The sequence below is a fragment of the Lentzea sp. HUAS TT2 genome (assembly GCF_051853195.1).
Taxonomy (GTDB): domain Bacteria; phylum Actinomycetota; class Actinomycetes; order Mycobacteriales; family Pseudonocardiaceae; genus Lentzea.
This window is the reverse complement of record NZ_CP196667.1, coordinates 6,939,365-6,951,907: the sequence shown is the minus strand read 5'-3', so window position 1 is coordinate 6,951,907 and position 12,543 is coordinate 6,939,365. Positions and strand designations below refer to the sequence as shown.

Below are 12,543 nucleotides of genomic sequence, written 5' to 3'. Positions count from 1 at the left end.
ACCTTCCCAGCGAGAACGGGGTCGACGTGAGCAGTGGCATTTCCGTCGCACCATCCGTGACCAGGCCCGTGAGCAGCGCGGACTGGTGGCGGGACGCGGTGATCTACCAGATTTACCCGCGCAGTTTCGCGGACGGCGACGGGGACGGCGTCGGTGATCTCGCGGGCGTGCGATCGCGCTTGCCCTATCTCGCCTCGCTCGGCGTCGACGCGCTCTGGTTCACGCCCTGGTACGCCTCCCCGCTCGCCGACGGCGGCTACGACGTCGCGGACTACCGGGCGATCGACCCGGCGTTCGGCGACCTCGCGGCGGCCGAGGAACTGATCACCGAGGCGGCCGCCCTCGGCATCCGCACGATCGTCGACGTGGTGCCGAACCACGTGTCGGACCAGCACGCGTGGTTCCAGGCGGCGCTGGCGGCGGGGCCGGGTTCGCCGGAGCGGGAGCGCTTCTGGTTCCGGCCGGGCCGCGGCGAGCACGGCGAGCTCCCGCCGACCGACTGGGTGTCGAGCTTCTCCGGCGGCACGTGGACGCGCACGGCGAACCCGGACGGCACGCCCGGCGAGTGGTACCTGCACCTGTTCGCGCCGCAGCAGCCCGACCTGAACTGGACCCACCCGGACGTGTGGCGCGAGCACGAGGCCGTGCTGCGCTTCTGGTTCGACCGCGGGGTGGCGGGCATCCGGATCGACTCGGCGACCATGCCGGTCAAGGATCCCGGCTTCCCCGAGGTCGCCGAGTCGGCAGGGCACCCGTTCGTCGACCGCGACGAGGTGCACGAGATCTACCGGCGGTGGCGCGCGGTGGCCGACTCCTACGCGGAGCCCAGGGTGCTGATCGGCGAGGTCTGGCTCGCGGACCAGCAGCGGTTCGCCCGCTACCTGCGCCCCGACGAGATGCACACGGCGTTCAACTTCGACTTCATGACGCGGCCGTGGGAGGCCGCCGCGCTGCGCACCTCGATCGACTCCACGCTGGACGCTCATCGGCCGGTCGGCGCGCCCGCCACGTGGGTGCTGGCGAACCACGACGTCACCCGGCCCGCCACCCGGTACGGCCGCCAGGACAGCTCGTTCGGGTTCGAGGCGCGGAGGTTCGGCATCGCGACCGATCTGGCGCAGGGCACGCGCAGGGCACGCGCGGCGGCGCTGCTGACGGGTGCGCTGCCCGGCTCGCTGTACGTCTACCAGGGCGACGAGCTCGGTCTGCCCGAGGTGGAGGACCTGCCGCTGGACGTGCTGCAGGACCCGATGTTCTTCCGTTCCGACGGGGTCGACCCCGGCCGCGACGGCTGCCGCGTGCCGCTGCCGTGGACCCCCGGTGGCAGCGCGTTCGGGTTCAGTCCACAGGGGACGGACCCGGCGCCGTGGCTCCCCCAGCCCGCGGGCTGGGGCGAGTACTCGGTGCAGCGGCAGGAGGACGATCCCGGCTCGATGCTGAGCCTGTACCGCGCCCTGCTGTCACTGCGGCCGCGCGGTGCGGAGTTCTCCTGGCTCGACCTGGGCGCGGACGTGCTCGCGTTCCGCCGCGGCGCGGACTTCGTCTGCGTGGTCAACCTCGGCTCGTCTCCCGTTCCCCTTCCGCCGCACACCGAAGTGCTGCTCGCCAGCTCCGAAGTGCGCGCCGGCCACCTCTCCCCCGACGCCGCCGCCTGGCTGCGCGGGTAAGCCGCCCGCAAGGAGTGACGATGAAGTCCTCGAGAATCTGCGCCGTCGTACTGGCCACGACGCTCGCCGTCACCGGGTGCGCCGGTGGCGAGCCGGAGGGATCCGGCGGCAGGCTCGCCCTGACCGTGGCGATCGACCCCGGGCTGGAGAAGGGCGCGATCGACGCGTTCAACGCCCGTGTCGCCGAGTTCGAGAAGGCGCATCCGGACGTCGACGTGCAGCCCCAGGAGTACAAGTGGGACGCGACGACGTTCACCGCCCAGCTCGCGGGAGGCACGCTGCCCGCCGTGTTCACCGCGCCGTTCACCGACGGCCGCGGGCTCATCGAACGCCGCCAGGTCGCGGACATCAGCGGCGAGGTCGCGAAGCTGCCGTACGCCAAGGGTTTCAACACGTCGGTGGCGAAGGCGGGCCAGTCGGCGGACGGCAGCATGCAGGCCGTCCCCATCGCCGCCTACGGCCAGGCCCTGCACTACAACCGCACGCTGTTCACGCAGGCGGGCCTCGACCCGGACAAGCCGCCGGCCACGTGGGCGGAGGTCCGCACCGCGGCCAAGCAGATCGCCGAGCGCACCGGCCAGGCCGGCTACGCCCAGATGACGGCGGGCAACACCGGCGGCTGGCTGCTCACCACGCTCGACTACGCGTTCGGCGGCCGCATCGAGCAGCTCTCCGGTGACAGCGCGAAGTCCACGCTGAACACGCCGGAGATGCGGGCCGTGCTGAAGCAGCTGCAGGACATGCGCTGGTCGGACAACAGCATGGGCGCGAACTTCCTCTACGACTGGGCCACGATCAACCAGGACTTCGCCGCGGGCCGCATCGGCATGTACGTCTCGGGCGGCGGCAACTACGGCTCGCTCAAGGCGCAGAACGCGCTGAAGTCCGAGGACTACGGCATCACGACGGTTCCGTTGGCGGACAAGGGCACCGCCGGTGTGCTCGGCGGCGGCACCCTCGCCGTGGTGCGCGCGAAGTCGTCCGCCGCGGTGGTCTCCGCGGGCGTGAAGTGGATCGACTTCTACTACCTGTCGAAGCTGACCTCTCAGGAGCAGGCCACGGCCGACGCGAAGACGACGGCCGAGACGTCGCAGGCGGTCGGCTCTCCGGAGCTGCCGGTGTTCGACCGCGCCCTGCACGACCAGCGGCAGCAGTGGATCGCACAGTACGTCAACGTGCCGGTGCAGCAGATGAAGCCGTACACCGAGCGGATGTTCGCGCAGCCTCTCGTGCCCGAGCCCACGAGGTCGACCCAGCAGGTCTACGCGCTGCTCGACCCGGTGGCGCAGGCGGTGCTGACCGACCGGAACGCCGACGTGACCGCGCTGCTCACGCAGGCGGAGTCGCAGGCGCAAGTGCTGCTGGACCGCAAGTGACCACGACCGCCCCGCCCAGGCAGGCCGCACCTCCCCGCACCGCGCGGCCTGCCTCCCACCCCCGCCCACGGCGCCGCGGCGGCCTCGCGGCCCTGGTGTTCCTGCTGCCGATGTTCGCGGTGTTCGGCGTGTTCTCGTGGGTCCCGATCCTGCAGACCGCCGTCATGTCGTTGCAGCAGACCAACCTGGTCGACACCCCGGAGTTCGTCGGCCTGGACAACTTCGTGACGGTGCTGAACGACCCGCTGCTGTGGACGGCGGTCCGCAACACCCTGTGGTTCGCGTTCCTCGCACTGCTCATCGGCTACCCGGCGCCGTTGGTGCTGGCGGTGCTGATGAACGAGGTCCGCCGCCTGCGCGGCCTCTACAGCGCACTCGCCTACCTGCCCGTGGTGGTTCCGCCCGTGGTGGCGGTGCTGCTGTGGAAGTTCTTCTACGACGCGGGCCCGCACGGCCTGTTCAACACGGTGCTCGGCTGGCTGGGCATCGCACCGGTCGCCTGGCTTCAGGACGGCGGCACCGCCATGGTGTCGCTCGTCGTGGAGTCCACCTGGGCGGCGATGGGCGGCACGGTCATCATCTACCTGGCCGCCCTCACCCGCGTGCCACCGGAGCTCTACGAGGCCGCCGAGATCGACGGCGCCTCGGTGTGGCACAAGGTCTGGCACGTGACGCTGCCGCAACTGCGGGGCGTCCTGCTGATCACGTTCATCCTGCAGATCGTCGGCACGGCCCAGGTGTTCCTGGAACCGTTCCTGTTCACCGGCGGCGGCCCGGCGAACAAGACCACCACCGTCCTCCTGCTGATCTACAACTACGCCTTCGCCTCCAGCCTGGGCGGCGACTACGGCGCCGCGACCGCGCTCAGCCTGATGCTCGCCGTCGTGCTGGCCCTGCTGTCGGCCGTGTACTTCCGCCTGACGCGCTCGTGGAGCACGTCATGACGGCCGCCCGCAGCGCCGGCCCGCAGACCGCCGACCGCGGCGGCCCTCTCACCCCTGCCGCCCACCCGACACCTCAACCCCGCTACCACGCGGTCCCCACCCACTCGCCCACCCCGATCCCGCCCTCCACCTGCCCGCGGAGCACCCCATGACCGACCGCGGAGTCCTCTCCACCCACGACCGCAAGATCCCAGCAGTCCGCCGAGTCATCACCACTGCCCAAACCCTCCTGCTGGGCGGTCTCCTCCTGATCGGCCTCGGCCCGGTCCTCTGGCTGGCGAAAGCGGCGATCACCCCGACCCAGGACACCCTGCGCGCACCACTGGCGTTGTGGCCCAACGGGTTCGACTTCGCCAACCTCGCCACCGCCTGGACCAGGGTGGAGATCGACAAGTACTTCCTGAACACCGTGCTGCTCGCGTTCGGCGCGTGGGCGGTGCAGCTGCTGGTGGCGATGACGGCCGGGTTCGCCCTGGCCGTGCTGCGGCCGCGCTACCGCAAGGTCGTCACGGGTGTGGTGCTGGCGACGCTGTTCGTACCGTCCGTGGTGCTGCTGGTGCCGCTCTACCTCACGATCACCGACCTGTCGCTGATCAACAGCTTCTGGGCGGTGTGGCTGCCGGCGGGGGCGAACGCGTTCAACGTCCTGCTGGTGCAACGGTTCCTCGACGGTCTGCCCCGCGAGGTGTTCGAGGCGGCGACCGTGGACGGGGCCGGTCCGTTGCGGTTGTTCGTCTCGATCGTGCTGCCGATGTCCCGTCCGATCCTCGGGGTGGTGTCGGTGTTCGCCGTCATCGCGTCGTGGAAGGACTTCCTCTGGCCGATGCTGGTGCTGCCCGATCCGGCAGTGCAGCCGTTGTCCGTGCGTCTGCCCGCACTGCAGCGGTTCGTCGAGCTCGACGTGTTCCTCGCCGCGCTCGCCATCTCGACCCTCATCCCTGTCGCGCTCTTCCTCGTCTTCCAGCGCCTGTTCCTCAACGGCAGCGCGCTCAGCGGAGCGGTGAAGGGCTGAACGAACGGAACCCCCACATGGCAACGTCGCCATGGTTGCGCGCGCTCGCAACCGCCCTGATCACCCTGACAGCCACGGTTCTTCCCACAACGGCCGGCGCGGCCACCACCCGGTTGGAGGCCGAGAACGCGGTGCTGAGCGGTGGTGCGGTCGTCCAGACCGATCACACCGGCTTCAGCGGCACCGGGTTCGTCGGTGGCTTCACCGACGCGAACCTCGGCACCGCCACCACGTCGTTCACGTGGTCCGCACCGGCCGCCGGCACCTACTCCCTCGCCCTCAGGTACGCCAACGGCACCGGCTCGCAGCGCACCCTGACGCTGCGGGTCGACGGCGCCCAGCCACGTCAGGTCGCCCTGCCCGCCACCGCGAGCTGGGACACGTGGAGTTCGGCCTCGACCGCGGTCCAACTCCCGGCGGGCGCGCACACCTTCGCGTACAGCTTCGGATCGGCGGACAACGGCAACGTGAACCTCGACCACCTCGAGGTCACGAACACCGTGGTCGAGGCCGGTCCCGCGTACGAGGCGGAGAACGCGACGCTCAGCGGTGGCGCGGTCGTCCAGTCCGACCACCCCGGCTACACGGGCGGCGGGTTCGTCGGCGGGTACACCGACGCGAACCGGGGCACCGCGCGCACGACGTTCCGCGTCACCGCCGCGACCGCAGGGCAGCACGACCTCGCGATCCGGCTGGCGAACGGCACCGGCTCCGCCCGCACCCTGTCGCTGTACGTCGACGGCGCGAAACAACGGCAGATCAGCCTGCCCACGTCGGCGAACTGGGACACCTGGACGACCACGACCGAGCAGGTCTCGCTGACGGCGGGGCAGCACGACGTCGCGCTGGCGTTCGACTCCGGCGACTCGGGCAACCTGAACCTCGACAGCCTCACCGTCAGCACCGCGGTCCAGGCCGGTCCCGGCGAGGCCGAGTCGGCCTTCCGCTCCGGCGGCGCCTCCGTCCAGACAGGACTCGCCGGCTACTCGGGTTCGGGCTACGTCAGCGGGTTCGGCACGGTCGGCGCGCGGATCGTGCGGACGGTGAAGGCTGACAGCGCCGGGAACGCGACCGTCACCGCACGGTTCCAGAGCACGTCGAACGCGACGCTGGCGCTGACGGCCAACGGCCGCGACACGGGCACCCTCTCGTTCGCCGCGGGCAGCGGGTGGCGCACCACGACGGCCACTGTGCCGCTGCGCGCGGGCGTCAACACCATCGGCCTGACCAGCACGAGCGCCGCCGACGTCGCGATCGACAGCATCTCGACCAGCGGTGAGGGCGCACTGGCCGCACGCGGCGCCACGGTCCCGTACACGACCTACGAGGCCGAATCCGCCACCACCAACGGCACGGTGCTCGCGGCGAGCCGCACGTACCGGCAGATCCAGTCCGAGGCCAGCGGCCGCAGGGCCGTGGTCCTCGACGCCGCGGGCGAGCACGTCACCGTCCGGCTCACCGCACCGGCGAACGGCCTGGTGCTGCGCTACTCGATCCCGGACAACGCGGCCGGCACCGGCCAACGCGCGCCGATCTCCCTGTACGCCAACGGGACCAAGCAGCGCGACATCACGCTGACGTCCGAGTACAGCTGGGTGTACGGCGACTACCCGTACTTCAACAACCCGGCGCTGGGCGGCGGTCACCGGTTCTTCGACGAGACCAGGGTCCTGGGCGACTGGGCGGCCGGCACCGAGCTGAAGTTCCAGGTGGACACCGCCAACGGGCTGGCCTACGTGCTCGACTTCGTGGAGGCCGAGGCGGTGCCGGCGGCAGCGACCGCACCGGCGAACGCCGTGTCGATCACCTCGCACGGTGCCGTCCCGAACAACGGTTCCGACTCCACCGCCGCCTTCACCGCGGCGATCGCGGAGGGCGCCGCTCAGAACCGGCCGGTGTGGGTTCCGGCGGGCACGTTCCGCATCTCCTCGCGCGTCAACGCGGGCAACGTGCGGATCATCGGCGCCGGGCCGTGGCACTCGGTCGTGCAGGGCACCGGCGCCAGGGGCGGTTTCCTCGCCACCGGCAAGGTGACGATCGCGGACCTGGCGATCTTCGGTGACGTCCGGGTGCGCGAGGACAACGGCTCCGATCCCGCGCTGGAAGGCGACTTCGGCTCGGGCTCGCTGCTGCAGAACGTGTGGATCGAGCACACCAAGGTCGGTCTGTGGGCGGACAACGGCACGAACGGCCTGTACGCGGTCGGCCTGCGCGTGCGCAACACGTTCGCGGACGGCGTGAACCTGAACGGCGACGTCGTCGACACCAGGGTCGACCAGTCCACCACGCGCAACAACGGTGACGACGGCCTGGCGATGTGGTCGGAGGGCGCACCGGTGACGCGGACCGCGTTCACCTTCAACACGGTGCAGCTGCCGGCGGGCGCGAACGGCATCGCGGTCTACGGCGGCGCGGACAACCGCATCGAGGACAACCACGTCTCGGACATCGTCACCTCCGGATCCGGCATCGCGGTGAGCACCTGGCACCAGCCGGTCCCGTTCAGCGGCACGACGACGGTGCGGCGCAACACCCTGCTGCGCGCGGGCAGCTTCGAACCGAACTGGAACTCGGCGATCGGCGCGCTGTGGGTCTACACGGCGGACCACGAGATCCGCACGCCGGTGGTGATCAGCGACCTGACCATCACCGACAGCAGCTACCAGGGCGTGCTGATGAGCTGGCAGAAGACGATGACCCCGATCACCTTCGACCGGCTCACCATCGACGGTGCCACGTGGGGCTTCGAGATCCAGGCAGCCGGTAGCGGCACGATCTCCAACACCAAGGTCACCCGTGCGTCCTCGGGCGGGCTGCTCAACGCCCAGGGCTTCGCGCTGACTCTGGGAGGGGGCAACTCCGGCATCTGACCGAGGTGGCCCGCTCCGGGAAACCCTTCCCGGAGCGGGCTCCCGTCACGACGGCAGCGGGATCTCCAGGCTCACCGTGCCGCGCAGGTCGAGCCAGGCGCGGTCGCGACCGCGGACCAGCCGCAGCACGACCTCCTCGCAGTGCGGGCAGCGGGCGACGGTCCCCGGGGCGTTCTGGTAGACGCGCAGGGTCGCCACCGAGCCGCGGTAGCCGCAGCCGGAACACTGTCCTGTCGCCGCCGTCAGGTCCACCGCGAAGATCTCCCGCAGGTCGCCCGCCAGCGCGTTGCCGTCGACGTGGTCGTCGCTCATCGGTGCTCTCCTGTCAGCCGAAGCGTTCCGTGCGGACGCGGCGGGGGTCGTGGCCCAGCGCCACGAAGATGTCGGACACCGTCTCGACGAACCCGGTCGGCCCGCACACGAAGACGTTCGGGGTGAAGTCGGCCGGCCACGCGTGGGTGTTCAAGGTGGCCAGCCCCAGGCGTCCCGTGGGCTCGGGCGAGCCTTCCGGGGCCTGGCGGGTGTACACGAGGTGGACGTCGAGGCCCGCGTCCTCACGGGCGCGGCGACGTAGTTCGTCGGCGTAGTAGACGTCCTCGGGCGTGCGCACCGAGTAGATCAGCCGGAACGGCACGCGGCTGCCCTCCGCAGCCCGTGTGCGGATCATCGCCATCAACGGCGCGATGCCCGACCCGCCCGCGACGAGCGTCACCGGTGCCTGGTCGGTCGCCCGCCACACGAACCAGCCGCCGACCGGTCCGCGCAGCTCGATCTGGTCGCCGGGCGAGAGCACGTCGCACAGGTACGGCGACACCTCACCGTCCGCGACCCGCTGGACGCTCAGCTCGAACCGCTCCCCGTCCGGCGCGGAGGAGATCGAGTAGCTGCGCTGCACCGAGTAGCCGTCCTCGGCGGTCAGCCGGACGTCGACGTGCTGCCCCGGCAGGTGACCGGGCCAGCCGGGCACGTCGAACACGAGGCCGCGCGCGCTCTTCGTGATGTCGGTGGCCTCGGCGAGCTCGGCCACCCGCCAGGTCAGTCGCCCTGATACCGCTGCTCGCGCCATGGGTCTCCGTAGTCGTGATAGCCCGCGCTTTCCCAGAAGCCGGGTTCGTCCTCGAGCAGCAACTGGATCCCGCGGACCCACTTGGCCGACTTCCAGAAGTACAGGTGCGGCACCAGCAGACGCGCCGGCCCGCCGTGCTCGGGCGTGAGCTCGTCGCCGTCGTAGCGGTACGCGATCCACGCCTGGCCGTCGATCAGGTCCTCAAGCGGCAGGTTCGTGGTGTACCCGCCGTAGGACTGGACGAGCGCGAAGTCCGCGGCCGTCTCGACGTCCTCCAGCAGCACGTCCAGCGAGACGCCCTTCCAGCGCGTGCCGAGCTTCGACCACTTGGTCACGCAGTGGATGTCCGTCGTGATCTTCTCCGAGGGCAGCTCCATCAGCTGCTGCCACGACCAGTCGTACCGCTGGCCGGCCTCGGTGTTGACCGTGAACTGCCAGCGGTCGGTCGTCACGCGCGGAGTCGGTCCCGCTGTGAGGACCGGGAAGTCCTCTGCCAGGTACTGACCGGGCGGTAGCTGCACGTCCGGTGACTGGCGTCGCCCGGTGAAACCGGGAGAGACGATTGGCATCGTGTCAGTAGACGCCAGCGGCGCGCCGAACGCCACTGCTGATCACGGAGGTCACATGGACGTGAGGGTCGAGATCACCGGCACCACGACGCTGATCCGGATGAACCGCCCGGACCGGCGCAACGCGGTCGACGGCCCGATGGCCGCCGAGCTGCGGGAGGCCTTCCTGGCCTTCGAGGCGGACGCGTCGCAACGGGTGGCGGTGCTCGCGGGCGAGGGCGGGACGTTCTGCGCGGGCGCGGACCTGAGCGTCGTCGGGGATCCCGCCCGGCGCAACGAACTGGATCCCACCGGTGGCGGAGCCGGTCCGATGGGGCCGACCCGGTTGGCGCTGAGCAAGCCCCTGATCGCGGCGGTCAGCGGGTATGCGGTCGCGGGCGGGCTGGAGCTGGCGTTGCTCGCCGACCTGCGAGTGGTCGAGAGCGACGCGGTGTTCGGGGTGTTCTGCCGGCGGTGGGGTGTGCCGCTGATCGACGGCGGCACCGTGCGGCTGCCTCGGATCGTGGGGCTGGGTCGGGCGTTGGACCTGATCCTGACCGGACGACCGGTGGACGCCGCGGAGGCGTTGGCGATCGGGCTGGCCAACCGGGTGGTGGAGCCAGGTCAGGCGGTCGCGGCGGCTGTGGAGTTGGCGGAGCAGATCGCCGGGTTCCCGTTCGAGTGCGTGCTGGCGGACCGGGCGTCGGCCTATGGCGGCTTGGACCTGCCGCTGGCGGAGGCGTTGCGGGCGGAGGGGGTGGCCGGGGTGCCGATCGTGGCGCGGGAAGGGGTGGCCGGCGCCGCTCGGTTCGCGGGCGGCGCCGGGAGGCACGGGAAGTTCGCTGACGGAGGTGGCGAACGGTGAGGCCGGGCAGCGCTAGCGGAGGTGCCGGACCGTCAGGTCCGGGTTGCGGGCGATCTCCCGTTCGGTGAACTCCCCCTTCACCCACTCCTTCCTCTCGTAAAGCCGAGCCTGGTCGGTGTGGTGCGGCGACGCCGGGTCCGCGGACTGCCCGTAAATCAGCATCGAGCTCATCCGCGGCCCGTCCCGGGTCAGCTCGACCGCCATCACGAAGCTGGACCCGTGCGGAATCCCCACAGGCGCCCCGGGCCGGGGCGGACCGGGCACTGAGATGACGTTGAAGCACCCTTCCGGCCCACGGCAGCCGTGGATCGGGATGCCCTCGTACTGCTGGACCGAGTCGAGCGGCACGTCCACCGCGACCCCGGCGACGCCGAACGCCCTGACCGTGTCAGCGAAGGCCCGCTGGACACCGGGGTCGGCGGCGTTGATGCCACGTGGGGTGTGGACGGGGTCGGCCGGGTCGAACGGCACCTGCCAGAGGTTCGTCCCCGGCCGGCCGGTCAGGGTGACGAACGAACGCCAGAAGTAAGCCCCCCGGCTCAGCGGGCCGGTGTCGCCGGTGCCGGGCCACGTGGCCAACGCCGTGCAGGCAGCGCGGACGTCGACGGGTTGGCCGTCGGACGCGGGCAGGGCCGGGCTGGCCTGGCACATCGCGACGACGGCGGCGCGACCCTGTTCTGCGGTGAGGTTGCGGTTGCCGAACATCGCCTGTTCCAGAGTGGACAGTGTGAAGGTGTTGGCGCCGATCATGTCCAAGCCCATGCGGGTGCGCGCGGAGCGTTCGGTGCCCACGTCGCCGACGATGGACGGGTAGCCGGTGAGCGGTGCGGCGGGGTTCGCGAGCCACGGGCTGTCGTTCATGTTGCTGACGTGGTCGCGGCGGATCAGGGTGGGCAGGCGGTGGGGGCCGAACCTGCCCGGTACCACGGCGTCGGGGTCGGTGCCCCAGCCGCAGTCGGAGCGGCTGCCGTCGAGGACCACCAGGCCGATGGGCACGGCGACGCCGCAGCGGGTGCGCTGGTCGTCGGTGACGTGCGGAACCACCTGGACGTCACCGTAGTAGGCGGTGCCGGTGGCGTCCGAGGCGATCGTGTTGACCCACGGGAGGGCCTGATGGCGGACGAGTGCGTCACGCAGGTCGGGAACGCTGCGGGCGCGGGCGATGGCGAGCCACTGGTCGATGATCCGCAGGTTGCCTTGGTTGGCGTCACGCAGCACGAACGCGGTGGTGTCGGTCCACGGCAGTGCGCGGTCGTCCTCGACGATCGGGCCGTCCGGGGTGCGGTAGAGGGTTCGGGTGGTGCCGCCGACGGTGACCTGGTCGGCGATCATGCGGTGTGCCTTGCCGTCGACCAGGTAGCTGGTCGGGTCGCCGGGGACGAGGGTGAGCTTCGCGAGCGTCATCGTGTGCGCCTCGGACGCCGTGTGGGTCCAGCCGAGCCTGTCGTTGTGGCCGATGTTGACGACCGGCACGCCGTACAGGCCCGCGCCGCTCACGTTCAGCTCGCCGGGGATCGTGAGGTGGTGCTGGTAGAAGCGCCAGGTGTCCGCCCAGTCGAAGTGCGGGTTGCCGAGCACCATGCCCGTGCCGGCCGCGGTCGCCTGCTTGCCGAGCGCGATGCCGTTGCTGCCAGGACGTTCCCCGGCGACGCGCGCCGGTGCCGCGAGCGCGACGCCTGGCGGCTGTGCCGACACGAGCTGCTCCTGGAAGCCCTCGCTGCCGGTCAGGCCCGCGAGCTGGTGGACGCGCCGCCACACGTCGATCTCGGTGATCGGCCGCGCCCAGGTCCGGCACGCCTCGGGCGCGCCTTTTGAGGCCAGGTAGCGGTTGAAGCCGGCCACGTAACCGCGCACGAGGTCGCGCGCCTGCCTCGACTGGCCGCCGAGCTGCCGTTCGACCACCGCGGACTGGTTGAGGCGCTGGTAGTAGAGGTCGCCGGCGAGGTTCTCCTGGCCGAACCAGCGTGAACGCTCCGCGGACAGCGTCACGACGATCTCCGCCATGACACAGGCGTTGTCCTCGGCGAACGCGTAGCCGAGCCCTTGCCCCACGCCGCGGTAGTCGTGCGCGAGGACGTGCGGGATGCCGTAGGAAGTCCGTCTGATCACCGTGCCGCTGTCGGCGACGGCGGCGGGACCGGTGACCACAACCCCGGCCAGTACCAGCGATAACGCGATGAACCTGCGCATTCTGA

At 71.1% G+C, this 12,543-nt stretch carries 10 protein-coding genes; 6 read left to right on the top strand and 4 right to left on the bottom strand.

From position 1 onward, the window contains the following. The first annotated feature begins 56 nt into the window (after nucleotides 1-56). The 5 genes from ACSHWB_RS33460 to ACSHWB_RS33440 all read left to right on the top strand — a co-directional run bounded on the left by ACSHWB_RS33460 (nucleotide 57) and on the right by ACSHWB_RS33440 (nucleotide 7,869). Nucleotides 57-1,667 carry a glycoside hydrolase family 13 protein gene (locus ACSHWB_RS33460; protein WP_439657279.1) on the top strand — a complete coding sequence of 537 codons (1,611 nt, stop codon included), beginning with the start codon at nucleotides 57-59 and terminating at the stop codon, nucleotides 1,665-1,667. 20 nt (nucleotides 1,668-1,687) lie between these two features. After that, nucleotides 1,688-3,043: an ABC transporter substrate-binding protein gene (locus tag ACSHWB_RS33455; protein ID WP_439657278.1), complete on the top strand. Its 1,356-nt coding sequence runs from the start codon at nucleotides 1,688-1,690 to the stop codon at nucleotides 3,041-3,043. Further along, complete coding sequence (locus tag ACSHWB_RS33450) at nucleotides 3,040-3,987, top strand: carbohydrate ABC transporter permease (RefSeq protein WP_439657277.1); 948 nt, start codon at nucleotides 3,040-3,042, stop codon at nucleotides 3,985-3,987. Before ACSHWB_RS33455 ends, ACSHWB_RS33450 begins: the two co-directional genes overlap by 4 nt. A gap of 148 nt (nucleotides 3,988-4,135) precedes the next feature. Then, entirely contained in the window at nucleotides 4,136-4,999 is an 864-nt protein-coding gene (locus ACSHWB_RS33445) for a carbohydrate ABC transporter permease (protein WP_439657276.1), read from the top strand. A 35-nt stretch (nucleotides 5,000-5,034) separates the two neighbouring features. Then, the gene (locus ACSHWB_RS33440; protein ID WP_439657275.1) at nucleotides 5,035-7,869 is read left to right on the top strand and encodes a CBM35 domain-containing protein; all 2,835 of its coding nucleotides are present in this window, start codon (nucleotides 5,035-5,037) and stop codon (nucleotides 7,867-7,869) included. A 45-nt stretch (nucleotides 7,870-7,914) separates the two neighbouring features. On the opposite strand, the gene ACSHWB_RS33435 is transcribed toward ACSHWB_RS33440, so the two are convergent. The 3 genes from ACSHWB_RS33435 to ACSHWB_RS33425 are packed head-to-tail and all read right to left on the bottom strand — an operon-like array spanning nucleotide 7,915 to nucleotide 9,504. After that, entirely contained in the window at nucleotides 7,915-8,181 is a 267-nt protein-coding gene (locus ACSHWB_RS33435; protein ID WP_439657274.1) for a DUF6510 family protein, read from the bottom strand. Between the two features lie 13 nt (nucleotides 8,182-8,194). Further along, entirely contained in the window at nucleotides 8,195-8,935 is a 741-nt protein-coding gene (locus ACSHWB_RS33430) for a ferredoxin reductase (RefSeq protein WP_439657273.1), read from the bottom strand. Continuing rightward, nucleotides 8,905-9,504, bottom strand: coding sequence for a sulfite oxidase-like oxidoreductase (locus tag ACSHWB_RS33425; RefSeq protein WP_439657272.1), 600 nt, complete (start codon nucleotides 9,502-9,504; stop codon nucleotides 8,905-8,907). Before ACSHWB_RS33425 ends, ACSHWB_RS33430 begins: the two co-directional genes overlap by 31 nt. 55 nt (nucleotides 9,505-9,559) lie before the next feature. Between ACSHWB_RS33425 and ACSHWB_RS33420 the strand changes: the two genes are divergently transcribed. After that, a complete protein-coding gene (locus ACSHWB_RS33420) occupies nucleotides 9,560-10,348 on the top strand; it encodes a crotonase/enoyl-CoA hydratase family protein (RefSeq protein WP_439657271.1) in 789 nt (262 codons plus the stop codon). A 12-nt stretch (nucleotides 10,349-10,360) separates the two neighbouring features. Here the strand turns inward: ACSHWB_RS33420 and ACSHWB_RS33415 are convergent, their stop codons facing one another. After that, nucleotides 10,361-12,538, bottom strand: a complete 2,178-nt coding sequence (locus ACSHWB_RS33415; protein ID WP_439657270.1) for a penicillin acylase family protein — start codon at nucleotides 12,536-12,538, stop codon at nucleotides 10,361-10,363. Nucleotides 12,539-12,543 lie beyond the last annotated feature (5 nt).